General features: G+C 72.2%; 25 protein-coding genes and 1 pseudogene. 5 read left to right on the forward strand and 21 right to left on the reverse strand.

Annotated elements, in window-relative coordinates; all coding sequences use genetic code 11:
* Positions 1-73: 73 nt before the first annotated feature.
* Positions 74-856 carry a DedA family protein gene (locus ACIA6B_RS09395; protein ID WP_396772564.1) on the forward strand — a complete coding sequence of 261 codons (783 nt, stop codon included), beginning with the start codon at positions 74-76 and terminating at the stop codon, positions 854-856.
* 229 nt (positions 857-1,085) lie between these two features.
* Here ACIA6B_RS09395 and ACIA6B_RS09400 read toward each other — a convergent pair whose 3' ends face one another.
* The 15 genes and pseudogenes from ACIA6B_RS09400 to ACIA6B_RS09470 form a co-directional block, all read right to left on the reverse strand.
* Positions 1,086-1,463 carry a helix-turn-helix transcriptional regulator gene (locus tag ACIA6B_RS09400; RefSeq protein WP_007073957.1) on the reverse strand — a complete coding sequence of 126 codons (378 nt, stop codon included), beginning with the start codon at positions 1,461-1,463 and terminating at the stop codon, positions 1,086-1,088.
* A gap of 57 nt (positions 1,464-1,520) precedes the next feature.
* Positions 1,521-2,060, reverse strand: coding sequence for an orotate phosphoribosyltransferase (gene pyrE / locus ACIA6B_RS09405; RefSeq protein WP_107162644.1), 540 nt, complete (start codon positions 2,058-2,060; stop codon positions 1,521-1,523).
* A gap of 157 nt (positions 2,061-2,217) precedes the next feature.
* On the reverse strand, positions 2,218-3,027 hold the full coding sequence (locus ACIA6B_RS09410) for an SDR family NAD(P)-dependent oxidoreductase (RefSeq protein WP_396772285.1): 810 nt from the start codon (positions 3,025-3,027) through the stop codon (positions 2,218-2,220).
* A gap of 248 nt (positions 3,028-3,275) precedes the next feature.
* Positions 3,276-3,860 (reverse strand): annotated as a pseudogene (locus ACIA6B_RS09415) (hypothetical protein); the annotation flags it as partial.
* Between the two features lie 72 nt (positions 3,861-3,932).
* Positions 3,933-4,712, reverse strand: coding sequence for a hypothetical protein (locus tag ACIA6B_RS09420; RefSeq protein ID WP_396772286.1), 780 nt, complete (start codon positions 4,710-4,712; stop codon positions 3,933-3,935).
* Positions 4,713-4,779: 67 nt separating this feature from the next.
* A complete protein-coding gene (locus ACIA6B_RS09425; RefSeq protein ID WP_396772565.1) occupies positions 4,780-5,778 on the reverse strand; it encodes a hypothetical protein in 999 nt (332 codons plus the stop codon).
* Positions 5,779-5,818: 40 nt separating this feature from the next.
* Positions 5,819-7,387 (reverse strand): polyamine aminopropyltransferase, encoded by a 1,569-nt coding sequence (locus ACIA6B_RS09430; RefSeq protein ID WP_396772287.1) that lies wholly within the window; start codon positions 7,385-7,387, stop codon positions 5,819-5,821.
* Complete coding sequence (locus ACIA6B_RS09435; RefSeq protein ID WP_396772288.1) at positions 7,384-8,217, reverse strand: hypothetical protein; 834 nt, start codon at positions 8,215-8,217, stop codon at positions 7,384-7,386. The genes ACIA6B_RS09430 and ACIA6B_RS09435 overlap by 4 nt, the downstream gene beginning before the upstream one ends.
* Positions 8,217-8,639: a DUF350 domain-containing protein gene (locus ACIA6B_RS09440; protein ID WP_396772289.1), complete on the reverse strand. Its 423-nt coding sequence runs from the start codon at positions 8,637-8,639 to the stop codon at positions 8,217-8,219. Before ACIA6B_RS09440 ends, ACIA6B_RS09435 begins: the two co-directional genes overlap by 1 nt.
* 33 nt (positions 8,640-8,672) lie before the next feature.
* Positions 8,673-9,098, reverse strand: coding sequence for a DUF4247 domain-containing protein (locus ACIA6B_RS09445; RefSeq protein WP_281933638.1), 426 nt, complete (start codon positions 9,096-9,098; stop codon positions 8,673-8,675).
* A complete protein-coding gene (locus ACIA6B_RS09450; RefSeq protein WP_107162655.1) occupies positions 9,095-9,589 on the reverse strand; it encodes a DUF2617 family protein in 495 nt (164 codons plus the stop codon). The genes ACIA6B_RS09445 and ACIA6B_RS09450 overlap by 4 nt, the downstream gene beginning before the upstream one ends.
* Before the next feature lie 2 nt (positions 9,590-9,591).
* Positions 9,592-10,224: a DUF4178 domain-containing protein gene (locus ACIA6B_RS09455; protein ID WP_396772290.1), complete on the reverse strand. Its 633-nt coding sequence runs from the start codon at positions 10,222-10,224 to the stop codon at positions 9,592-9,594.
* Between the two features lie 83 nt (positions 10,225-10,307).
* Entirely contained in the window at positions 10,308-10,682 is a 375-nt protein-coding gene (locus ACIA6B_RS09460; protein ID WP_396772291.1) for a hypothetical protein, read from the reverse strand.
* 202 nt (positions 10,683-10,884) lie between these two features.
* A complete protein-coding gene (clpB, locus tag ACIA6B_RS09465) occupies positions 10,885-13,476 on the reverse strand; it encodes an ATP-dependent chaperone ClpB (RefSeq protein ID WP_396772292.1) in 2,592 nt (863 codons plus the stop codon).
* Positions 13,477-13,562: 86 nt separating this feature from the next.
* On the reverse strand, positions 13,563-14,207 hold the full coding sequence (locus ACIA6B_RS09470) for a TetR/AcrR family transcriptional regulator (RefSeq protein WP_396772293.1): 645 nt from the start codon (positions 14,205-14,207) through the stop codon (positions 13,563-13,565).
* Positions 14,208-14,289: 82 nt separating this feature from the next.
* Here ACIA6B_RS09470 and ACIA6B_RS09475 point away from each other — a divergent pair, with 82 nt between their 5' ends.
* On the forward strand, positions 14,290-15,426 hold the full coding sequence (locus ACIA6B_RS09475; protein ID WP_396772294.1) for an epoxide hydrolase family protein: 1,137 nt from the start codon (positions 14,290-14,292) through the stop codon (positions 15,424-15,426).
* Positions 15,427-15,486: 60 nt separating this feature from the next.
* On the opposite strand, the gene ACIA6B_RS09480 is transcribed toward ACIA6B_RS09475, so the two are convergent.
* The gene (locus tag ACIA6B_RS09480) at positions 15,487-15,750 is read right to left on the reverse strand and encodes a hypothetical protein (RefSeq protein ID WP_396772295.1); all 264 of its coding nucleotides are present in this window, start codon (positions 15,748-15,750) and stop codon (positions 15,487-15,489) included.
* A 208-nt stretch (positions 15,751-15,958) separates the two neighbouring features.
* Here ACIA6B_RS09480 and ACIA6B_RS09485 point away from each other — a divergent pair, with 208 nt between their 5' ends.
* The 3 genes from ACIA6B_RS09485 to ACIA6B_RS09495 all read left to right on the forward strand — a co-directional run bounded on the left by ACIA6B_RS09485 (position 15,959) and on the right by ACIA6B_RS09495 (position 18,273).
* A complete protein-coding gene (locus tag ACIA6B_RS09485) occupies positions 15,959-16,459 on the forward strand; it encodes a cation:proton antiporter regulatory subunit (protein WP_107158231.1) in 501 nt (166 codons plus the stop codon).
* A gap of 5 nt (positions 16,460-16,464) precedes the next feature.
* Positions 16,465-17,673: a cation:proton antiporter gene (locus tag ACIA6B_RS09490; RefSeq protein ID WP_396772296.1), complete on the forward strand. Its 1,209-nt coding sequence runs from the start codon at positions 16,465-16,467 to the stop codon at positions 17,671-17,673.
* 171 nt (positions 17,674-17,844) lie between these two features.
* Positions 17,845-18,273: a hypothetical protein gene (locus ACIA6B_RS09495; RefSeq protein WP_107158229.1), complete on the forward strand. Its 429-nt coding sequence runs from the start codon at positions 17,845-17,847 to the stop codon at positions 18,271-18,273.
* 77 nt (positions 18,274-18,350) lie between these two features.
* Here the strand turns inward: ACIA6B_RS09495 and ACIA6B_RS09500 are convergent, their stop codons facing one another.
* The 5 genes from ACIA6B_RS09500 to dnaK all read right to left on the reverse strand — a co-directional run bounded on the left by ACIA6B_RS09500 (position 18,351) and on the right by dnaK (position 23,225).
* Positions 18,351-18,557, reverse strand: coding sequence for a hypothetical protein (locus ACIA6B_RS09500; protein ID WP_107158247.1), 207 nt, complete (start codon positions 18,555-18,557; stop codon positions 18,351-18,353).
* A 269-nt stretch (positions 18,558-18,826) separates the two neighbouring features.
* Positions 18,827-19,267, reverse strand: coding sequence for a heat shock protein transcriptional repressor HspR (locus ACIA6B_RS09505; RefSeq protein WP_107158228.1), 441 nt, complete (start codon positions 19,265-19,267; stop codon positions 18,827-18,829).
* Positions 19,268-19,291: 24 nt separating this feature from the next.
* The gene (gene dnaJ / locus ACIA6B_RS09510) at positions 19,292-20,482 is read right to left on the reverse strand and encodes a molecular chaperone DnaJ (RefSeq protein WP_396772297.1); all 1,191 of its coding nucleotides are present in this window, start codon (positions 20,480-20,482) and stop codon (positions 19,292-19,294) included.
* A 79-nt stretch (positions 20,483-20,561) separates the two neighbouring features.
* Positions 20,562-21,308: a nucleotide exchange factor GrpE gene (gene grpE, locus ACIA6B_RS09515; RefSeq protein ID WP_281933660.1), complete on the reverse strand. Its 747-nt coding sequence runs from the start codon at positions 21,306-21,308 to the stop codon at positions 20,562-20,564.
* Between the two features lie 48 nt (positions 21,309-21,356).
* Positions 21,357-23,225, reverse strand: coding sequence for a molecular chaperone DnaK (gene dnaK / locus ACIA6B_RS09520; RefSeq protein ID WP_107158225.1), 1,869 nt, complete (start codon positions 23,223-23,225; stop codon positions 21,357-21,359).
* Between the last annotated feature and the right edge of the window lie 13 nt (positions 23,226-23,238).

The raw sequence follows: 23,238 nt of genomic DNA on the forward strand, positions 1-23,238 counted from the left end.
AAGCGGGGGTGGGCCGGGGGTGGGGGGTGGACGGGTACCCTATGTGGCCGTGGACACAGCAGAGAAGACCCGGATGATCTCCGAGAACGTGGCGTTGAACCCGCTCGACCCGAAGGAGCTCATCCACACCTTCGGGATGATCGGCGTCTGGGCGATCCTGTTCGCCGAGACCGGTCTGCTGGTCGGCTTCTTCTTCCCGGGTGACTCGCTGCTCTTCCTGGCCGGGGTGGCCGCCTCGCCGGTGGCCGACGCCATCTTCGGTGACGGCACCCGGTTGTCGCTGGCCGGGCTGATGATCGGCGGCCCGATCTGCGCGATCGCCGGCGCGCAGCTCGGGCACTGGCTCGGCGCGCGCTACGGCCGACGCATGTTCGACAAGCCCAACTCCCGGCTGTTCAAGCGGGAGTACGTGGCGAAGGCCGAGTACTACTTCCAGAAGTTCGGCCCCGCCAAGGCCGTGGTGCTGGCCCGGTTCATTCCGATCGTGCGGACGTTCCTGAACCCGGTGGCCGGGGTGCTCGGCATGCCGGCCCGGCAGTTCTTCGTGTGGAACGTGGTCGGCGCGGTCCTCTGGGTGGACGGCATCCTGCTGATCGGCTACCTGCTGGCCCGCCAGATCTACGACGCCATCGGCGACAAGATCGACAGGTACATCCTGCCGGTCGTCGCGTTGATCATCCTGATCTCGGTGCTGCCGATCTTCTTCGAGTTCCTCCGCGACCGGAAGGCGCGCAAGCGCGGCGAGGCGGTCGCGGTGATCGCCGCCGCGACCGCGGCCGGTGCCGTGGACGCCGCCCGGGACGCCCTCGACGGCGACGACCACCCGCACGGGCACGGCGGCCAGCACCGCCGCTGACCGGTTCGGACACACCGAAGGCCGGCCCCCGGGCGGGGGCCGGCCTTCGTGTCTGACCTGTCCGGTCGCGGGTGACACGGATGACGGCAGCCGTCACCGTGCGTCGATGGCGCCACCCCTGGCACGCCACCGGTCACCCGCATCCGGGCGGAACGGCCTGCCGGGTTCGACGCGCGTGTCATCGCGCCGGGCCTCGGCCGGCCGACCCGTCCGCAGACGGGCCGTGGTGTCAGCGAGCCTTCTTGGTGGCCCGCTTCCGCGGCGGGGTGAGCAGATCCGCGATCGTGGCGATCGCGGTCGGCACCAGCCGGTAGTACGCCCAGACACCGCGCTTCTCCCGCTCCAGCAAGCCGGCCTCGGTGAGGATACGCAGGTGGTGACTGACCGTCGGCTGCGAGAGGCCGAGCGGCGCGGTGAGGTCACACACGCACGCCTCCCCCTCGGGAGCCGACTGGATCAGGCTGAGCAGCCGCAGCCGGGCGGGGTCGGCGAGGGCCTTGAGGACCCCCGCCAGCCGCTCGGCGTCGGCGCGTTCGATCGGCTCGCCGGCAAGCGGCGAGATCTGAGGCATGGTCATTTCAGCCAACGCAGTTCCCACGTATTCCATCCTTCCACCAGCAGCATCGATCCGCCTGCATATCAGCAGATCCGAATCGGCAAACTTTTAGGCCACAAGGCCGAGGTCAGCCAACGTATAGGCCGCCCGATAAGGCAGTCCGGCGGCTCGCACCGCGTCGCCGGCGCCTCGATCAACAATAACCGCCACGCCCACGACTTCCGCGCCCGCCTCACGCAACGCCTCGATGGCGGTCAACACACTTCCGCCCGTGGTCGAGGTGTCCTCCACCGCCAACACCCGACGCCCGGACACGTCCGGCCCCTCGATCCGGCGTTGGAGACCGTGCGCCTTGCCCGCCTTCCGGACCACGAAGGCGTCCAGCGGGCGGTCGGTGCCGGCCGAGGCGTGCAGCATCGCGACGGCCACCGGGTCGGCGCCCAGGGTCAGGCCACCGACCGCGTCGTATGCCCAGTCCGCGGTGAGGTCGCGCATCACCCGGCCGATCAGGGGGGCGGCCTGGTGATGGAGCGTGACGCGACGCAGATCGACGTACCAGTCCGCCTCACGGCCCGACGAGAGCACCACCCGACCGTGGACCACAGCCAGGTCAGTGATGAATTTACGCAGGTCGTCGTGGTCGCCCATGGCGATAGAGCGTACTTCCCGAGTCTGTACGCCGTCTGTGGGGCCCACTGCCGTCAACCCTCCGGGCGACCGATGAGTGGCAATGCCCGGCTACGCTGTGCGACCGTCCATCCCGGTCCCGCGACGGATCGACCCGATTGCCGGGAGCACCGCCCGGTCACCCACCAGCCCGGTCGACAGCTCCCCGGGTGTCACGCGTGAAGCCGCGCAGCAGCCGTTTCGGCGCGTGCCGCAGCCCGGCCACGGCCAGCTTGTACTTCCAGTCCGGAACGCTCACCAATTTGCCTTTGCCCAGGTCACGCAGCCCTTCATCGACGACGGAGTCGGTCCGCAGCCAGGCCCAGGCGGGCAGTCGGGACATGTCGATGCCGGTTCGCTCGTGAATTCCGGTGCGCGTGTAACCGGGGCAGAGCGCCATCACGCGTACACCCAGCGGAGCCACCGACTGGCCGATCGACTCACTGAAATTGGTCACCCACGCCTTGCTGGCGGAGTATGTCGATCCGGGCATGGGCACCCCGAACCCCGCAACCGAAGAGACATTTATCACTGCCCCATGACCTCGTTCGATCATCGGGCCGAGAGCCGCGTGGGTGAGCCGGAGCACCGCCAGCACGTTGAGTCGGACCAACCGCACCTCGTCCGGGACGGCCGACCTGACGAACGGGGTGTCCAGACTGATCCCGGCGTTGTTCACCAGCAGTTCCACCGGCGAGCCGGCGGTCAGCCGGCGCTCGACCATCGCCCAACCGTCGTCGGTGGACAGGTCGGCCGGGAGTGTCTCCGCCGCGCCGCCGTGCCGGCCGGTCAGCTCGGCCGCCAGCGCGCCGAGCCGGGCGGCGTCCCGGGCCACCAGCACCAGGTCCCACCCGTCGGCAGCGAGCCGGCGGGCGAACGCCTCGCCGATCCCCAGGCTGGCGCCGGTGATGAGGGCCCGGCGACGGACGGGAGCGGCGGCGTCGGTCATGGACGATCCTCCGGAGGGGGCGGGCTGGACGGGGACGACGGCGGCACGAACGGCGGCATCGGCGAGGCGGACGGCGGCGACAACGACGAGGGCGCGGACGGCGGCATCGGTGGCGCGGACGCGGGTGGCGCGGACGGCGGCGACGACAACGGCGGGGGCCCGGTCGGTGCGGTCAGGCCGGGTGGCGGGCCCCAGGGGGTCGGCCCGGAGGCGGGCCCGCCGGACACGGTCGCCCCGTAGCCGGTGGCCGGGCCGGACCGCGCCGGGGCCGGACGGCGCAGGAAAGTGTTCGCCGAGGGCGCCGCGAGCAGCGCGGCGACCACCAGGTACCCGAGGATCTGCGCCACCAGCATGGCCGCGTTCGCCGAGAGCCAGAAGTCCGGGTACGCGTCGCCGACCAGACCCAGCAGGTCGGCGGTGACCCGGTCGTCCGCGCCGAGCCGTAGCGGAGCGGCCCGCTGCCCGACCAGCGTCGCGAACCCGCAGCAGCCGCAGAGCAGCCCCAGCCCGGCGACCGCCCAGGTGGCCACCCGTGCGCCGGGGCGACCGGCGCGCAGCCCCAGCGCGAGCCCGACCAGCAGCAGCGCGGCCAGCACGCCGAGCACGGCGGCCAGCACGGTCGAGCCGCGCAGCAGGCCGGCGACCCGGTCGATGTCGTCACCGCCCGCGTCGGTGCCCGCTGCGGCGGCCCGGAACCGGTCCACCGTGCCGCCGGCGATCACCAGATTCGTCGCCGCGTACGCCACGGCGCCGACCGCCATCAGCAGCAGCACCGCCACCGCCGCGACGACCGTGCCCGGCCGGCGGGGCACGGCCCGATCGGGGTACGACACGACAGGTCCCTCCGGTAGGCGTCGGCTTGCAACCTACTCGGAGGGACCGTCGTCGTCGCTGATATCCCGACGTCAGTTTCCGGAGGGCGGCTCCGGGTCACGACGCTCGCCCGGCTGACCGGTCGGCCCGCCCGGCGGCGTGGTCGGCGGCTGGTCGGGGGTCGACGGGTACGACGGGTACGACGGGTCGCCCGACTGCCCCGGAGCCGACGGGTAACCGGGGTCGGCCGACTGGCCCGGAGTCGACGGGTACGCCGGGTAGGCGCCACCCGGCACCGGCGGCTCCCAGCCCGCCTTCGGCTTGCGGAAGAACTCGTTCGCCTTCGGCAGCGCCAGCAGGATCAGCGCGCCCAGCAGCGCGAGCAGCGCGACGATGCCGAGCAGCGTGCTGACCGGGGCGAACCAGGACGGCAGCGCGTCCTCCAGCCGGCGCTGGATCTCCTGCCCGCTGGGCAGGTCGCCGCTGGTGTTGCCGCCGCCCATGGTGCCGCCGGAGACGCCGTTGAGCAGGCTGCCGCCGGTGCAGCAGAACAGGATGCCGCCCACCACCCAGGTGGTGATGCGGGAGGCGTTCTTGCCCCGGTTGTTCAGCAGCGCCAACACGACGAGACCGGCCGCCAGCAGCAGCGACAGGATCGACGTGCCGATGGTGAAGGCGTACGCGATGTCACCGGCCGACTCGGCCGAGGTACCGGCGTACGCGTCCTTCAGCACGTCCCGGATCTTGCCGATGACGGACAGCGTCACGATCAGGTTCAGCACCTGGATGGCGGCGACGAGAATGAGCAGCCAACTGGAAAGCGTCACCACACTGGGACGCACGCGGGGCGAGGTGCCCGGAGCATCGACCATGATTCTCCCTCCCTGGATGAGATCACCACCGTAGCGATCCCGGGCCAGGTGAGCACGGCAGAAGGGCTCAGCGGTCGGCGGCGCGGCGCAGCCGGCGGTGCTCGGCGGTGACCACGCCGAGCAGAGCCAGGTCGAGCGCGACCGCGGAGACCGCGCCGAACTGGTTGACCGTGAAGTTGAAGACCTGCCCGAACAGCAGGTCGACCAGGATGGCCAGCTTGAACAGGCGGAACGCCTCGGCCCGGTCCCGGCGCAGCAGCCAGGCCGCGCGCAGGCTGAGCACGGCGGTGACAAGCGCGGTGGCGCTCACCCCGAGCACCGCGCCCCACTCCCGTTCCTGGTCCAGCGCGCCGGTCACGCCGTCGACGACCACCGTCACCACGGTCACCACCGGCTCCACCACCAGCCAGAGCACCACCGGCCAGACCAGCCAGCGGCGGCCCACCGCCCAGGCGGCGAGGCGTCGGGCCCACGCCGCCCCGCGTTGCCAGAACCGCACCGGCGGCGGTTCCCGGCGGGGCACCGCGTCCAGCACCTGGGCGAGGGCCGCCTCGGTGGTCGGCCCGGTGCCCTGCACCAGGCGCAGCACCGCGATCCGACGCCTGTCGGTCAGCCCGCCGGGCAGGCCGCTGAGCACCAGGTCCAGCGCGTTCGCGGTGCGTTCGGCCGGGGTCAGCCTGGCCCGTCCGGTGCGCCCGCGTACCGCCTGGGTGAGCAGCACCAGCAGGGCGAACGCCACGTAGATGATGGCCGCGGCGGGCGCGTAGAAGTAGTCGGTGCGGGCGGTGACGAACTTGCCGACCTCGTCGATGAAGAGCCCGAACCCGACGCCGCCGACCACCGCGCCGGCGGTGCGCGGCCCACCACCGAGGAACACCAGCGCGATGCCCAGGCCGACGACGAGCAGCAGGCCACCCCAGAGCACGTGCGCGATGTGCAGCCCACCGCCGCCGAGCTGCGGGTAGTTGGCGGCCTGGAGGTAGGCCCGGACGGCCAGCACGGTGACCACACCGGAGAGCACGAACGCCTGGAGGTACGCGGCGGCGTCGATCGCCCGGGTCGGCAGCCGGCGGACCAGCCGGTGGTGTGCCCGCATGCTCCGAAACCTAGTAGCCGCGCCACTCCTCGCGGGCGTACTCCAGCACCCTGGGCTGCAACAGCGTGGAGGCGGGCACGTCCACCCGGCCACGGTCGGCGGGGAACGTGGCGGCGGCGGCGAGCACGGCCGGGGTGAGGAAACGCAGCGGCGGCGCGTCGGCCGGCAGGGCCAGCTCCGGCGCGACGTCGCCGGGCGCGGCGAGCACGAACCCCCAGTCGCCGAAGCTCGGCACGTCGACGTGGTACGGCACGGTGGCGAACCCCGCCTCCCGCACCGACCGCTCGATCGACCAGTACGACCGGGGCGCGAAGTAGGGCGAGCCGGACTGCACCACCAGCCGCCCGCCCGGGGCCAGCACCGGCCGGACCAGCGCGTAGAACTCGACCGTGTAGAGCTTCGCGGTGGCCGTCTCGTCCGGGTCGGGCAGATCGGCGATCACCACGTCGAAGCGTTGCGTGGCGGTCCGCAGCCAGCCGAACGCGTCCAGGTTGAGCACCCGGACCCGGGGGTCGGTGAGCGAGGCGTGGTTGAGGTCGCGCAGTTGCGGCTCGCTGCGGGCCAGCGTCACCACGGCCGGGTCGAGGTCGACGAGCGTCACCGAGCGCACGTCCGGGTACTTCAGGATCTCCCGCGCGGCCAGCCCGTCGCCGGCGCCGAGCACCAGCACGTCGCCGTGCGGCCCGCGCATCGCCGGGTGCACCAGCGCCTCGTGGTAGCGGTACTCGTCGACGGAGCTGAACTGGAGGTCGCCGTTGAGGAAGAGCCGCAGGTCGGTGTCGGTGTGGCCGACCTCCCGCACCGAGCGGGTCAGCACGATCTCCTGGTAGCGGCTGCGCTCGGCGTGCACCACCGGGTCGCGGTAGAGCTGCTGGCGGGCGGTCACCTCGAAGTCGTGGGCGGTCACCCAGGCGTACCCGAGCAGGAGCGCGACCACGACGGAGCCGGCGCCGAGGCCGACCCGCGCCCGGCGGCTCAGCTCGTCGCGGAACACCGTGAACACCAGCACCACCCCGGCGACGGCGTTCACCGCGCCGACCACCAGCGCGCCCTTGAGCTGCCCGAAGATCGGCATCAGCAGGAACGGGAAGGCCAGCCCGCCGAGCAGCGCGCCCACGTAGTCGGCGGCGAACAGGTCGGCCACCGCGCTGCCCGCCGACTGCTCGCGGATGCGTTGCAGCATCACCATCAGCAGCGGGATCTCCGCGCCGATCAGCAGGCCGAGCACGAACGCGGTGCCGACCAGCGCCGGGCCGTAGAGGTCCAGCCAGGCGAACGCCGCGTAGAGGCCGAGCACGGAGAGGCCGCCGAGCAGCGCGAGCGTCAGCTCGATCGCGGCGAACGCGGGCGCGGCCCGGGACTGCAACGGCTTCGCGACCAGCGCGCCGACGCCCATCGCGAAGACCATCACGCCGAGCACGATCGACGCCTGCCCGACCGCGTCGCCGATCAGGTAGCTGCCGAGCGCGACAAGCGCCAGCTCGTACACCAGGCCGCAGGCCGCGCAGACGAAGACCGCGAGCAGGACCGCCGCGCGGGCCGCGCGCCACCGTGGCCGCGCGGGCACGTCGACGGTCACGCTCCCTCCCGGGTACGCCCGGCGGGTCCCGCCCCGGCGCGCTGCGCGGGCACCGGTCCCCTGCGCTGACGACTATTCCGGCTCGGCGCGTCTGGCGCCACGCCGCGACCCGGAGCAGTCGGCCGGTTCCGCTGTCGCACGCCCACGGTGATGAACAGCGCGGCGACCAGCAGGAGTACGGCGGCGGCGACGAGCCAACCCCAGCGGTCCCGCAGCAGGTCGCTGCCGGCGCTCGGCAACGGGGCCGGCGTGCCGGACGGCGTCGCGGCGGTGGGGGTGGGGGCCGCCTCGGCGAGCCCGACCTCGGCGGCGAGCAGCGGCAGCACGGTCGTCGCCCGGGTGATCGCCCAGCCGGGCTCGTCCACGAAGGCGTCCTCGTCCAGCCCGAAGCGGCCCAGCCCGGAGGCGATCGGGTAGAGGTCGGCCCGGTCGATGTCGTCCGAGCCGTTCACGCCGATGCGCGCCGAGTCCTGCGACTCGCTGCTGGAGGAGGTGTAGTGGACGACGGCGGAGACCTCGATCCAGCGTGGGCAGCGTGGATCGTCGCGCACCGGCGTCCCGTCACCCAGGTTGGAGCCGACGCTGATCTCGTCGCCCCAGTCGGACAGCACCCAGCCGTAGCAGATGCCCTGGCCGTCGAACGCGGACGCCAGCAGCGGCACGGTGGCGGTCCGCTGCTCGGTCGTCGGACCGGGCACGTCGGTGCTCTCGCTGCCGTTGACGATCCCGATGGCGCAGGGCACACCGATGAACAGCAGCACGACGGCGACCCAGATCACCGTCGTGTTGCGGTTGTCCTTCGCCGTCGCGGCGGCGCTCTTTCCGGCCATCAACTGATGGCGGCGGCGATGATCGCGCCGGTGGCGACGTGCACCGTGGCGGAGATCCAGACCGCCGGGTGCGGGTCCGGGTCGACGAGCAGCTCGCCGAGCTTGCCGGGGGTGGCCACGTCGAGCAGCACGAACGCCGCCGCCATGAGCACCAGGCCGAGGAACCCGTACGCGGCGGCGCCGACCAGCCCGAGCGTGAAGTCGTCGTCGCTGGCGACGATCGCGGCGACCACGACGGTGCCGACGCCGACCAGGTTGGAGGCGAGCAGCAGGGTGGCGTTGCGGTTGCGCTCGGCCCAGATCAGTTCGTGGAGCTTGCCGGGGGTGGCCAGGTCGACAAGCAGGTAGCCGACGGCCATCAGAACCACGCCGACCACGCCGTAGGCGAGGGTGGCCAGCAGATCGGTGACGAGATGCTGCACAGGGACTACTCCAGGGTGAGGGGTTCGGACGGGCTACTTGCCGGCGCCGGGGCCGCCGCCCCGGACGGTGCTGCCTCGGCCCCAGCCCCAGCTGTTGCCGACGACGCTGTGGTACCGGGGGTACGCGGTGGACATCCGCTCCAGCAGGATCACCGAGCCGACGGCGAGCGGGAGGATCACCACCGAGTCGTCGTCGTAGCGCAGGTACACGCCGCTGCCGTCGACGTACTGGTCGGCCGGCTGCCAGGTGTCGGTGATCTCCTTCGAGACCTGGCTCGGCGACCGGTTCGAGGTGTACGCGACGGCCTGCGAGCCGATGTCCCGTCCGGACGCCCGGGAGTAGTGGTCCTGCACGTAGCCGCGTGGCGAGAAGTTGCCGTAGAAGATCGCGAAAGCGGCGACCAGGGCGCCGACCACGGCGACCGCCACGCCCACCACGAACCACCGTCGGTACGTCACAGCTCCTCCACCACCGTCTCGGTCAGGACCAGCTCGTTTGTCTGCGGGTAGGCGTGCCAGGTGCGCCAGGCGACCGGGCCGCCCGGCGGGTCGGGTCGGACGGCGAGCGCGGTGACCGCGTCCTCGTCGCCGGGAAACACCCCGACCAGGGCGAACGGGTCGCCGGCCAGTTCGGCGCGGAGCGCCGCGACCCGGGTGCGCAGGCCGTCGCCGGCCGGCCGCAGCACGGTGGCGGTGAACCGGTAGCCGGCGGTCGCGTCGTGCAGCGTGTCCGGCAGGTGCGGCCGGCGGCCGGGCAGGCAGGCGACCGTCTCGGTCAGCCCGCCGAGGACCACCTGGTGGGAGGCCCCGAGCAGGCGCAGCCGCAGTCGGGTCCCGCCGGGCAGGTCCACGTCACGGACGGCCAGCGCCGGCAGCTCCGGGCCACCGAGCGTCAGGCTCAGGTCGGCGGCGCGGCTGTCGACGTACGGGGTCTGAAGGGCGACGAGCACGCTCACTTCACCTGGTCCGGGCCGCCCTGCGGGTAGATCATCACCTCGGCGCGGCGCAGTTCCTCGCCGAGGTTCACCTCCCAGCCGGCCTCGCCGTACGCCTCGAACGACAACCGGGCCCCGCCGGGTGCCTGGTAGTCGTGGTAACGCATGGTGCCGCGCGGGTCGAGGCCGGTGCCCTCGGTCGCGGTGTAGCGCGCCTGGCCGGACTCGTCCCAGTTGTAGCGGCGACCGGCGATCTCCAGCGTCGGGGCGCCCGGCGTCACCGTGGCTCCCGGCTCACTGGCCCAGAGCACCATCTCCAGGTCCGGCTCCGCCTCGACGGAGAGCCAGCGCTTCACGCCGCCGGCGTCGTCGAGCAGGTGTTCCGCCCAGCTCCAACCGCCCTCGACCAGGTGCACCGAGCCGCGCACGGTGTACGGCACCTGGCGGATCTCGACGATGTCGCCGGGCTTGAGCGCACGCGGGTCGCCGCGCAGCGCGTCCGAGTCCCGGTCCCGGAACGGGTCACCGGGTGTCGCCTTCGGGCGTGGCGCCGAGCGGGACCTGCGCAGCGCGATCACGGCGATCACCACGCCGGCCACCCCCAGCAGGCACCCCAGCGTGGCCACCACGTACGCCACCGAACCGTTCATGACCGCCTCCCCCCAACCTGCATTGGCGGAGACGGTAACAACCCCGCGCACCTCGGCCGAAGCGCTGTTCGCTGAGTGTGCGATCAGCTACGGTCCGCCGCCGCGAGCCGCTCGGCCGCGTACTCACGCAGCGTGGTGCGGCCCATCACACAACCGTGGAACGTGGTGAACTCGCCGTCGTCGTCGCGCAGCCGTTCCCAGGCGGTGCGGCCGGCCGCCGGGTCGACCGCTTCCAACAGCGTCGCCGCGTACGCCTTCCCGGCCGGCGAGCCCTTCTTCAGCAGCCGCTCGACCCGCTTCCGGCCCGACTCCGGGTGCTCGCGCAGCTCCTGCTCCAACCGCCGGTACGCGTCGGTCGCGGGCAGCACCTGCCCGGCGAACCCGACCCCGCCGAAGGCCAGCGTGTCCGCCCCGTCAAGCTCCCGCACCGCCTGATCCAGCTCCCGCTTCCCACTCATACCCCACTATGTGCCCACCCCACCCCCTCCCCACCCCTCCCCCACCCCCTCAGGCGTTGATCAAGGAGTTTGCGTCGGCCGAGGGCCCTTCGGGTGACGCAAACTCCTTGATCAACGAAGTGGGGGCGGGGGGCGGGGGGAAGGGAGGGGGTGGGTAGGGGAAAGGCCCGGCCGGAGGCCGGGCCTTTCGGGGTGGGGCGGGTCAGGCTGCGGTTACGGTCAGGGCGTCCTTGGTGTCGGCCAGGTCGACCTGGACCGTGTCGCCGTCGCGGATCTCGCCGGCCAGGAGCGCCTTCGCGAGGCGGTCACCGATGGCCGACTGCACCAACCGGCGCAGCGGGCGCGCGCCGTAGATCGGGTCGTACCCGTGGTCGGCCAGCCAGGTCCGGGCCGCGTCGGTGACGTCCATGCCGAGCCGACGGTCCGCCAGCCGGCGCCGCAGCCGGTCGAGCTGGATGTCGACGATGGCCCGCAGGTCGTCGCCCCGGAGCGCGGCGAACACCACGATGTCGTCGAGGCGGTTGAGGAACTCCGGCTTGAAGTGCGACCGGACCACCGCCAGCACGCCCTCCCGGCGCTCCTCCTCGCTCAGCGTCAGGTCGCTGATCACCGACGACCCCAGGTTCGAGGTGAGGATCAGGATGGCGTTGCGGAAGTCCACCGTACGACCCTGGCCGTCGGTGAGCCGGCCGTCGTCGAGCACCTGGAGCAGGATGTCGAAGACGTCCGGGTGGGCCTTCTCCACCTCGTCCAGCAGGATCACCGAGTACGGCCGGCGGCGCACCGCCTCGGTGAGCTGGCCGCCCTCCTCGTACCCGACGTAACCGGGCGGGGCGCCGACCAGGCGGGCCACCGAGTGCTTCTCGCCGTACTCGCTCATGTCGATGCGGACCATGGCCCGCTCGTCGTCGAAGAGGAACTCGGCGAGCGCCTTGGCCAGCTCGGTCTTGCCGACGCCGGTCGGGCCGAGGAAGAGGAAGCTGCCGGTCGGGCGGTCCGGGTCGGCGACGCCGGCCCGGGCGCGGCGGACCGCGTCGGAGACCGCGCCGACCGCCTCGGCCTGGCCGACCACGCGGGCCCGCAGCGACTCCTCCATCCGGAGCAGCTTGGCGGTCTCGCCCTCCAGCAGCCGGCCGGCCGGGATGCCGGTCCAGGAGGCGACCACCCCGGCGATGTCGTCCGCGCCGACCTCCTCCTTGAGCATCGCGCCGTCGGCCTGGAGCCGGGCCAGCTCCTCCTCGGCCTGCTTCAGCTCACCCTTGAGCGTGGGGATCCGGCCGTAGCGCAGCTCGGCGGCGCGTTCCAGCTCGCCGTCGCGCTCGGCCCGCTCGGCCTCGCCGCCGAGCCGCTCCAACTCCTCCTTGGCGGTGGAGAGCTTGGTGATGTGGCTCTTCTCGGTCTGCCAACGCTCGGAGAGCGCGGTGAGCTGCTCACGCTTGTCGGCCAGCTCCTTGCGCAGCCGCGCCAGGCGCTCGGCAGAGGCGGCGTCGGGCTCCTTGGCCAGCGCCATCTCCTCGATCTCCAGCCGGCGCACCGCCCGCTCGATCTCGTCGACCTCGACCGGGCGGGAGTCGATCTCCATGCGCAGCCGGGACGCGGACTCGTCGACCAGGTCGATCGCCTTGTCCGGCAGGAACCGGTCGGTGATGTAGCGGTCGGAGAGCGCGGCGGCGGCGACCAGCGCGGCGTCGGTGATGCGGACGCCGTGGTGCACCTCGTAGCGCTCCTTGAGCCCGCGCAGGATGCCGATGGTGTCCTCGATGGTCGGCTCGCCGACCAGCACCGGCTGGAAGCGGCGCTCCAGCGCCGGGTCCTTCTCGATGTGCTCGCGGTACTCGTCGAGCGTGGTCGCGCCGACCATCCGCAGCTCGCCGCGGGCCAGCATCGGCTTGAGCATGTTGCCGGCGTCCATCGAGCCCTCGCCCTTGCCGGCGCCGACCACGGTGTGCAGCTCGTCGAGGAACGTGATGACCTGCCCGTCGGAGTTCTTGATCTCCTCCAGGACGGACTTGAGCCGCTCCTCGAACTGGCCGCGGTACTGCGCGCCGGCCACCATCGCGCCCAGGTCCAGCGAGACCAGCTTCTTGTCCCGCAGCGACTCGGGCACGTCGCCGGCGACGATGCGCTGGGCCAGGCCCTCGACGATGGCGGTCTTGCCGACGCCGGGCTCACCGATCAGCACCGGGTTGTTCTTGGTACGCCGGGACAGCACCTGGATCACCCGGCGGATCTCCGAGTCCCGGCCGATCACCGGGTCGATCTTGCCGTCGCGGGCGCTGGCGGTCAGGTCGACGCCGTACTTGGCCAGCGCCTGGTAGGTCTGCTCCGGATCGGCGGTGGTGACCCGACGGTCCCCGCCCCGGACGGTCGGGAACGCGGCGACCAGGTTCTCCTCGGTGGCGCCGGCGTTCTTCAACGCGACCGAGACCGCGCCGCCGACCCGGGCCAGCCCGGCCAGCAGGTGCTCGGTGGAGGTGTACTCGTCGCCGAGCGGCCGGGCGATCTGCTCGGCGGCGCCGATGGCGTTGACGAACTCCCGGGCCAACGTCGGCTCGGCCAGGCTGGAGCCGCGCGCGGCGGGCAGCGCGTCGACCGAGCGCTGGGCGACCCGGCGCAGCTCGGCGGCGTCGGCGCCGACGGCGCGCAGCAGGCCGGCGGCGGTCGAGCCGTCGGTGTCCAGCAGGGCCAGCAGCAGGTGCCAGGGTTCCACGGTGGCGTGACCGCGCTGGTTCGCCAGCGCGACGGCACCGGTGATGGTCTCGCGGCTCTTGGTGGTGAGGCGTTCCGTGTTCATGGGCTCCCCCGGGATCGGCGTGTCCACTGGACATGACACAACCAGAGTTGAGTCTATTCCGCTCAAGTCCGGGTGTGTGACCCGGGTCACTTCCCGACCGACCGCCACCGCCAGTCGAGTTCGCCGGCGGCCGGCGGCGGCCCGGGCAACGTCGGCCCCTCGGCGGTCAGGCCGGCCAACAGAACCGCGAGGTGGCGACGGCGCAGCTGCCGGGTCCGATCCGGATCGGGTACGCGAATCGCCGCGCACCCCTCCAGCAACAGTCCGACGTCCTGCGTCACCACGTCCGGCCGGAGCCGCCCGGCGTCGCGCGCCCGCCCGACCAGCGCGTCGACCAGCTCGTTCGCCCGCACGGCGGCGTGCCCCATCTCCTCCGTCGGGGTGAAGGTGCCGGCCAGGTGCACGGTGAGGGAGTGCACGTCGGCGTCGACCACGTGCTCCAGGAAGCCGGCGAGCGCGGCCCAGTCGTCCGGCTCGGCAGCGGCCTCCTCAGCCGCCGCGACGAACCGGCGCAGCCCGTCGTGGCAGAGCTTGCGCAGCAGGTCCTCCTTGCCGGCGTACCGCCGGTAGAGGGCACTGATGCCGACGCCGGCCCGCTCGGCGACGGCGGCGATGGGGGCCTTCGGATCGTCCAGGAAGACCGCACGTGCGGCAGCCAGGATCGTCTCGTCGTTGCGCGCCGCCTGCGCGCGCCGGCCGGCCAGCGGCGGGCTGTCGATCGGGTTCGGCATGGGTCGAGGATAACAGTGGAACGGATCGTTCCGCTCTGCTACTCTGAAGCGGAACGAAGCATTCCGTTCTGAAGGAGTAGTCATGTCGGACGCCACTCTCCGCCCGTTCCGCGTCGAGATCCCGCAGCACGTCCTCGACGACCTCGCCGACCGTCTGCGCCGGACCATCTGGCCGGGTGAGCTGCCGGGCGTGGGCGCCGCCTACGGCATGCCGACCGAGCGGGTGCGGGCGTTGGCGACGTACTGGCTGGAGAAGTTCGACTGGCGCGCGGTCGAGGCCCGGCTCAACGCCCACCCGCAGTTCGTCACCGAGATCGAGGGAGAGGAGATCCACTTCCTGCACGTGCGGTCGCCCCGGCCGGACGCCACCCCGCTGGTGCTCACCCACGGGTGGCCCGGCTCCGTGGTCGAATACCTGGACGTGATCGGCCCGCTCACCGAGCCGACCGATCCGGCCGCGCCCGCGTTCCACCTGGTGATTCCGTCCTTGCCGGGATTCGGCTTCTCCGGCCCGACCCGCAGTGCCGGCTGGAACCGTTTCCGCACCGCCCGGGCCTGGGCCGAGCTGATGGCCCGCCTCGGCTACCACCGGTACGGCGCGGTCGGCAACGACGCCGGCTCGATGGTCTCGCCCGAACTGGGCCGCCTCGACCCGGACCACGTGCTCGGCGTGCACGTCACCCAGCTCTTCTCGTTCCCGTCCGGCGACCCCGCCGAGTTCGACGGGCTGACCGAGGCCGACCAGGCCGCGTTGCGGCACCTCCAGTGGTTCTACGAGAACAAGTTCTCCTTCAACCAGGTGCAGAGCCAACAGCCGCAGACGCTCGCGTTCGCGCTGGCCGACTCGCCGGTCGGCCTGCTCGCCTGGAACGGGCAACTCCTCGACGAGAGCCTTGACCCGGACTTCGTCCTGGCCAACGTCGCGATCTACTGGCTCACCGGCACCGTCGGCTCGGCGATGCGGTTCTACTGGGAGGACGCGCACGCCACCGAGCAGCCGACCGGGCCGACCACGACGCCGACCGCGCTGGCGATGTTTCCCGGCGACTTCCAGTCGATCCGCCGGTTCGCCGACCGGGACCACGCCAACATCGTCCGCTGGCACGCCTTCGAGGCGGGGCCCGAGCAGCGCGGGAGCGTCGGCGGACACTACGCCGCACACGAGGCGACCGACGTGCTTGTCGGTGACATCCGGCAGTTCTTCGCCGGGCTCCGCTGAGCGGGCCCGAGATTCGGGTGCACTTGTTGTCGCTGGGGCGACAACAAGTGCACCCAGTCGTCAGCGACCGCGGCGGCCGGGGAGACGCGTGGTGCAGGCCGTCACGTGGTCGGCGCGCAGCACGCAGCGCCGGCCGCCGTCGAGCTTGCGGTCGCAGAACACCCAGTGGCGTACGCCCTGGTCGTCTTCGGCCGAGACGGTGATCCCGCCCAACTCCACCGCCGCGAGGAACCCCAGCGACCGGCCAGCCGTGCGGCCGAGCATTTTCGCCCGGGCCAGGTCGGACGCCCGCACCGGCAGATGGATCACAAATCGCCCGGTCATCATGTTCCCCTTCTTCCGGGCCTACGGAGATGAGCGGGAGCCGGCACGACTGGCCGCGCGACCAGCCGTGCCGACCACGGCCGCCACCCGAGAGAGGGCAAGGGCACCTATGTCACCTCCCGCGGCAACGCCTCCTGATTCCATGAGCATCCGGGTGGCGGCTCGGCCCCGGGAGCAGCATGGGCCCGGCAGAGGTAGCCTCACCGGCGTGCGAGTACGTGTCGAACAGACCGCCTTACCGGGAATCGGCGTACGTCATGACCTGATGACGGAATCCGGTCGCCGGCTCGGCGTGGTCTCCCATCGCAATGGCCGCCGCGACCTGGTCCTCTACGACCCGGACGATCCCGACTCCTGTCAGCACGACATACCGCTGACCGACGACGAGGCGGAGGCGCTGGCCGACATCCTCGGCGCGTCGCTGATGCTGGGTCAGCTCTCCGGGCTGCGCGAGCAGGCCGCCGGGCTGCTGACCGAGCAGATCGTGATCCCGGCCGGCTCGAAGTACGTCGGTCGGCGGCTCGGCGACACGAAGGCCCGCACCCGGACCAGCGCGTCCATCGTGGCCGTGCTGCGTCAGGGCGAGGTGAACGTCTCGCCCGACCCCACCTTCCGGTTCGAATCCGGCGACGTGGTCGTCGTGGTCGGCACCCGACAGGGGCTCGACGGCGTCACCTCCATCCTCGCCGAGACCGACCCGGACGGCTGACGCGTATGCACGAAACCCAAATCCTGCTCGTCGAGGTCGGCGCGCTGCTGCTCCTGCTCGGCCTGCTCGGCCGGCTCAGCCGTCGCGTCGGCGTCTCGCCCATCCCGCTCTACCTGCTCGCCGGCCTCGCCTTCGGGCACGGCGGCCTGCTGCCGCTCAACGCCAGCGAGGAGTTCTTCGCCGTCGGCGCGGAGATCGGCGTGATCCTGCTGCTGGTCATGCTCGGGCTGGAGTACAGCGCGAACGAACTGGTCGGCAACCTTCGCTCGGCCGCGCCCGCCGGGCTCATCGACGCGGTGTTCAACGCGCTGCCCGGCTTCGCGTTCGCGCTGCTGCTCGGCTGGGGCTGGGTCGCCGCCGTGGTGCTCGCCGGCGTCACCTGGGTGTCGTCCTCGGGCGTGATCGCCAAGGTGCTCGGCGACCTGGGCCGGGTCGGTAACCGGGAGACGCCGGTGATCCTCTCCGTCCTGGTGATCGAGGACCTGGCGATGGCGCTCTACCTGCCGCTGGTCACCGCGCTGCTCGCCGGGGTCGGCCTGATGAAGGGCGGCCTCGCGCTCGCCATCGCGGTGTTCACCGTGGTCGTCGTGCTGGCCGTGGCGATCCGGTACGGGCACCTGATCTCCGCCGCGCTCTCCGCCAAGGATCCGGAGGCGCTGCTGCTCGGCGTGCTCGGCCTGACCCTGTTGGTCGCCGGCATCGCGGCCAAGCTCCAGGTCTCCGCCGCGGTCGGCGCGTTCCTGGTCGGCATCGCGCTGTCCGGGCCGGTCGCGCACCACGCCACGCAACTGCTGTCACCGCTGCGGGACCTCTTCGCCGCGGTCTTCTTCGTGTTCTTCGGGCTGGTCACCAACCCGCTGGACATGCCGCCGGTGCTGCTGCCCGCGCTGCTGCTGGCCGTGGTGACCATGGCGACGAAGGTGGCCACCGGCTACCTGGCCGCCCGCCGGGCCGGGATCGCCGAGCCCGGACGCTGGCGGGCCGGCCTGGCGCTCACCCCGCGCGGTGAGTTCTCCATCGTCATCGCCGGGCTGGCCGTGTCGGCCGTCTACCCGGTGGAGCCGAAGCTGGCCGCGCTCGCCACCGCGTACGTGCTGATCACGGTGGTGACCGGCCCGCTGCTCGCCCGGCTGCCGGACACCACCTGGTTCAAGCAGTGGCTGCGCCGACGCGCCGCCGCCGCCCGACCGGTCACGGTGCCGGTGGGCGACTGACCCGTGGCCGGGCCTGATCGGCTGCTCAGCCGGTCCGGCCCGGCCAACGGTTGTCAAATTGATTCCGGGAAGGTCTACCACTGCTCCGCCGAAGCGCGTTAACGTGTCGCCCCAGCAGCCAGGGTCCGCGGGTGGCCGGAGCCCCCGCCAGCGTCAGCGGAAGGTCGGCCGGTGAACGTGCGGGAAGAGACGTTCCACGGCTTCGCCAACCCGGTCGACCCCTCGCCCGCCGAGCTGCGGGCCTGGGCGTACCAACCGGACTCGGTGCCACTGGCCTCCATGCCACCGGACTGGGACCTGCTGGTCGCCGGTGACCACCTGGTGCAGACGCTGTTCGACCTGGCCATGGACCGGTCCTGCCCGGCCCGCCGGTTCGCGCTGCACTGCCTCTACATCTACGCCGCCGACGGCATCCGGACGAACTTCCGCGCACACCCGAAACGCCGCTTCCGCAAGCTCGTCGAGCAGGCCGAACGGACCGGCGACGACCTGATGCGGAACTGGGCGCACAACAGCCGGGTGCTGCTCGCCCGCCCGGATCTCTTCGTCTACCGCGACTGGTGCGAGGGCGGCCTGGTGCGCGAGAACCGCCGCCTCTAGCTCGGCTCGCCGGGCGACGGCGTACGCGAACGGGCCGGGACCCCCCGTGGGTCCCGGCCCGCACGTCGACGGATCGGTCAGGTCGATCCGCCCTGCTTCTTGCGCCGTTCGTCGTCCCTGGCCCGGTCCACTCCGTGGTCGGTCTGGTCGGCGAAGCGCCCTTCCTTGACCTTGTCGCTGAAGCGGCCCTCGGTGACCCGGTCGAACCGCTCCTTGACGTTCTCGGCCACCTTCTCGAGGCGTTCCTCCGCGCGTTCCGCCACTTTCTTCGCCGGTTCCGCCATGGCTCCCCCCGCCAGCCCGGATTCCGTTTCAGGGCGTTCATCCCTGATCGGAAGCCTAGTGGAATCCACTCCGCCGCACTCCCACTTCCGCAACCTCCGGCCGGCGCCGGTGGCACGCCATGGATCCGTCCGTGGCCCGGAGACACCCATGGCGTTCCACCCACTTGCTCTGCAGCCATGGGGGCAACGGAAGAGACGACGGAAGGCCGGCCCGGCCCCGGTAACAGCGGGGAGCGGGCCGGCCCTCGGGCGAGCGCGAGCAGCAGGTGTCAGCGATCGGGGGTACGGCGGGGACGCCAGACCACGAGCGCGGTGGAGGTGCGGTTGGTGGGGACCAGGTCGCCGCGGGGGAAGCCACCCAGCGACTCCAGCTCGGCGATCCGCCGATACGCGGCGTCCAGCTCCGCCTCCAGCCGGGCCACCCGCTGCTGCGCCTCCTCCAGCAGCCGCTCCAGCCCGATGATCCGCTTGACCCCGGCCAGGTTGATCCCGTCGTCCTGACTGAGCCGCTGCACCTCGCGCAGCAGCACCACGTCCCGGACGCTGTACCGGCGACCGCCGCCGGCCGCCCGGCCGGGCTGCACCAGGCCCAGCCGGTCGTACTGGCGCAGCGTCTGGGGGTGCATGCCCGCCATCCGCGCCGCCACCGAGATCATCAGAATCTTGGCTTCGTAGGCCGGGTCACCCGAGCCGACGTACTCCTCCGACATGCCCGCTCACCTCCGCTGCCGCCGTCAACTGAATCGACGTACCCGCGCGTCGAGATGTTCCCGCGCGGCGGGCGGGGTCTGTGCCGCGAAGGTCTCCAGCGCCGCCCGCGCCTCGTCCGACACCTTCGCCGGGACCACCACGTCGAGCGTGACCAGCAGGTCACCGGCGCGGCCGTCGTTGCGTACGACGCCCTTGCCACGGGCCCGCAGCACCCGCCCGGCGGGGGTACCCGGTGGCACCCGCAACGTCACCGTGCCGTCCAGGGTCGGGACCCGCAGGTCGGTGCCGAGCACCGCCTCGGCGTACGTGATCGGGACGTTCAGGGTCAGGTCGTCCCCGGTGCGTCCGAACAGCTCGTCCGGGCGCACCTTCACGTGCACGAACAGATCGCCGGCCGGGCCGCCCCGGTCGCCGGGTTCGCCGCGACCGGCCAGCCGGATCCGCTGGCCGTCGGCCACCCCGGCCGGGAAGCGCACGGTCAGCGTGCGGGTCTTGGTGACCCCGCCGGTGCCGTGGCACTCCGGGCACTTCTCCTCGACGATCGTGCCGACGCCCTGGCAGTTGCGGCACGGCTCGGAGAAGCTGAACGACCCCTGGTTACGGGTGGTCACGCCGGCGCCGTGGCAGACCGGGCAGGCCAGCGGCGTGGTGCCCGGCTTCGCGCCGTTGCCGTGGCAGGTGTCGCAGACCCCCGGTGCGCGCAGGGTCAGCGGCAGCGTGACGCCGCGGACGGCGTCGGAGAAGTCCAGCGCCACCTCGGCCTCGACGTCCCGGCCCCGGGCCGGACCGCGCGGGCGTGCCCCGCCGCCGGCGCCGCCACCGGAGAAGATCGTGCTGAACAGGTCGGTGAAGCCGCCGCCGCCGAACCGGGCGTCGCCACCACCGCCGGCACCGCCGCCGCCGAACAGGTCGGAGACGTCGAACGGCGCGCCCCCGGACTGGCCCGCGCCACGGGCGCCGCGCCGGAACGCGCCCGAGCCGAAGAGCGACCGCATCTCGTCGTACTCGCGACGCTTCTTCTCGTCGCCGAGCACCGCGTACGCCTCGGAGACGGTCTTGAACCGCTCCTCGGCCCCGGCATCACCGGGGTTGTGGTCCGGATGCGACTCCCGGGCCAGCTTCCGGTACGACTTCTTGATCTCGTCCGAGGAGGCGGACTTGTCCACGCCCAACGCGGCGTAGTAGTCCTTCTCGATCCAGTCCTTGGAACTCACCGGTCCACCCCCTTCCACGGGTCGAATCCCGGTCGTCCCGCCCGCCCGGTGCGGGCGGGCGGGACGTCACGGGTCGGCACTACTCCGGGTCCGCGACCGCGACCAGGGCCGGCCGCAGCAGGCGCTCGCCGAGTTGGTAACCCCGGCGCATGACCTGCACGCAGGTCGGCTCCGTCACGTCGGCGGAGGTCTGGTGCGCCACCGCCTCGTGCCGGGTCGGGTCGAACGGGTCACCCTGCTCACCGAACGCGGTCAGGCCGAACTTGCCCAGCGCGGCGGTGAGCTGGTCGGCCACACTGCCGAACGGACCCACCAGGTCGCCGTGCTCGCGGGCCCGGTCCAGGTCGTCGAGGATCGGCAGGAGCGCGGTGAGCACCCCGCCGGTCGCCTGCTCCTGGACCAGGTTGCGGTCGCGGTCGACCCGCTTGCGGTAGTTGGCGTACTCCGCCGACACCCGCTGGAGGTCGCGGGTGCGCTCCTCCAGGTCGGAGCGGAGCGACTCCAGCTCGGCGCCGAGCGGCGCCTTGCCGGTCTCGTCGCTCGGCTCGGCCGGCGCGTCGACCACGGGGGGCCCGGCGACGTCGGCGTCGCCGCCGATCTCGTCGACCACGACCTCGGCCTCCTCGACCAGCCCTTCGGCGGGCGCGTCGGCGGCGGCGTCGGCGGCGGACGGGTCGTTCGCCGGCTCCTCGGTCACCTTGCCGAGCTTGCGCTTGTCGCGGATGACGACCCGCGGCTCGTCGCCGGCGTCCTTGCCGGCGCCCGCGGAGCCACCCGGCGCCGACCCGGTGGAACCCGGGTCGGCCGCTCGTGGCGTGTCCGTCATGCGGTCACCTCATCCCTCTGCGGTGCGGATCGTGCCGGGGACCGACTGTCACTTCTTGTCCTCGTCCACAATCTCCGCGTCGACCACGTCGTCGGCGCCGCCGGCCTGCGGACCGCCGGTCGCACCCGCGCCGGCGCCCGGCCCGGCCGCACCCGCACCGGGAGCGCCCGGCTCACCCTCCTGCTGCTGCGCGTAGAGCAGCGAGCCGGCCTGCTGGGAGACCTGCGCCAGCTTCTCGTGCGCGGCCTTGATCTTCTCGATGTCCTGCCCGCCGAGGGCGCTGCGCAGCTCGCCGAGCGCCTCGTTGAGCTGGTCCCGGTTCTCGGCCGGCAGCTTGTCGCCGCTCTCGGCGAGGAACTTCTCGGTCTGCCACTGGAGCGCCTCGGCGACGTTGCGGGTCTCCGCCTCCTCGCGGCGGCGCTTGTCCTCGTCCGCGTGCTCCTCGGCGTCCCGGCGCATGCGCTCGATGTCGTCCTTCGGCAGCGAGGAGCCACCGGTGATCGTCATCTTCTGTTCCTTGCCGGTGCCCAGGTCCTTGGCGTGGACGTTGACGATGCCGTTGGCGTCGATGTCGAACGTGACCTCGATCTGCGGCACGCCGCGCGGCGCCGGCGGGAGGCCGGTCAGCTCGAACGTGCCGAGCTTCTTGTTGTAGGCCGCGATCTCCCGCTCGCCCTGGAACACCTGGATCAGCACCGACGGCTGGTTGTCGTCGGCCGTGGTGAAGACCTCGGAGCGCTTGGTCGGGATGGTGGTGTTGCGCTCGATGAGCTTGGTGAAGATGCCGCCCTTGGTCTCGATGCCGAGGCTCAGCGGCGTCACGTCGAGCAGCAGGACGTCCTTGACCTCGCCCTTGAGCACGCCGGCCTGGAGCGCGGCGCCGACGGCGACGACCTCGTCCGGGTTGACGCCCTTGTTCGGGTCGCGGCCGGTGAGCTGCTTGACCAGGTCGGTGACGGCCGGCATCCGGGTCGAGCCGCCGACCAGGATGACGTGGTCGACGTCGGAGACCTTGATCCCGGCGTCCTTGACGGCCTGCTCGAACGGGCCCTTGCAGCGGTCCAGCAGGTCCTGCGTCATGCGCTGGAACTCGGCGCGGCTCAGCGTCACGTCGAGGTGCAGCGGGCCGGCCGAGCCGGCGGTGATGTACGGCAGGTTGATGTTGCTGGTGGTGGCCGCGGACAGCTCGATCTTGGCCTTCTCGGCCGCCTCCTTGAGCCGCTGCATGGCCATCTTGTCCTGCGAGAGGTCGATGCCGTGCTCGCCGCGGAACGTCTTGACCAGGTGGTCGATGATCCGCTGGTCCCAGTCGTCGCCGCCGAGCTGGTTGTCACCGCTCGTCGACTTCACCTCGACGACGCCCTCGGCCAGCTCCAGCAGGGACACGTCGAACGTGCCGCCACCGAGGTCGAAGACCAGGACGGTCTGCTCCTTGGAGCCCTTGTCCAGGCCGTACGCCAGGGCGGCCGCGGTCGGCTCGTTCACGATCCGCAGCACGTTGAAGCCGGCGATCTCACCGGCCTCCTTGGTGGCCTGGCGCTGCCCGTCGTTGAAGTAGGCCGGGACGGTGATCACCGCGTCGGCGATCTGCTCGCCCAGGTACGCCTCGGCGTCCCGCTTGAGCTTCATCAGCGTCCGCGCGGAGATCTCCTGCGGGGTGTACTTCTTGCCGTCGATGTCGACGGTCCAGTTGGTGCCGATCTCCCGCTTGACCGAGCGGATGGTCCGGTCGGGGTTGGTCACCGCCTGGCGCTTGGCGACCTCACCGACGAGCACCTCGCCGTTGCGGGCGAACGCGACGATCGAGGGAGTCGTACGCGAGCCCTCAGCGTTGGCGATGACGGTGGGCTCACCGCCCTCGAGAACGCTGACGCAGGAGTTCGTCGTGCCGAGGTCGATGCCGACCGCACGTGCCATGTTCGCTTCCTCG

Origin of the sequence: Micromonospora sp. NPDC051141, assembly GCF_044455765.1 — a bacterium.
GTDB lineage: Bacteria > Actinomycetota > Actinomycetes > Mycobacteriales > Micromonosporaceae > Micromonospora.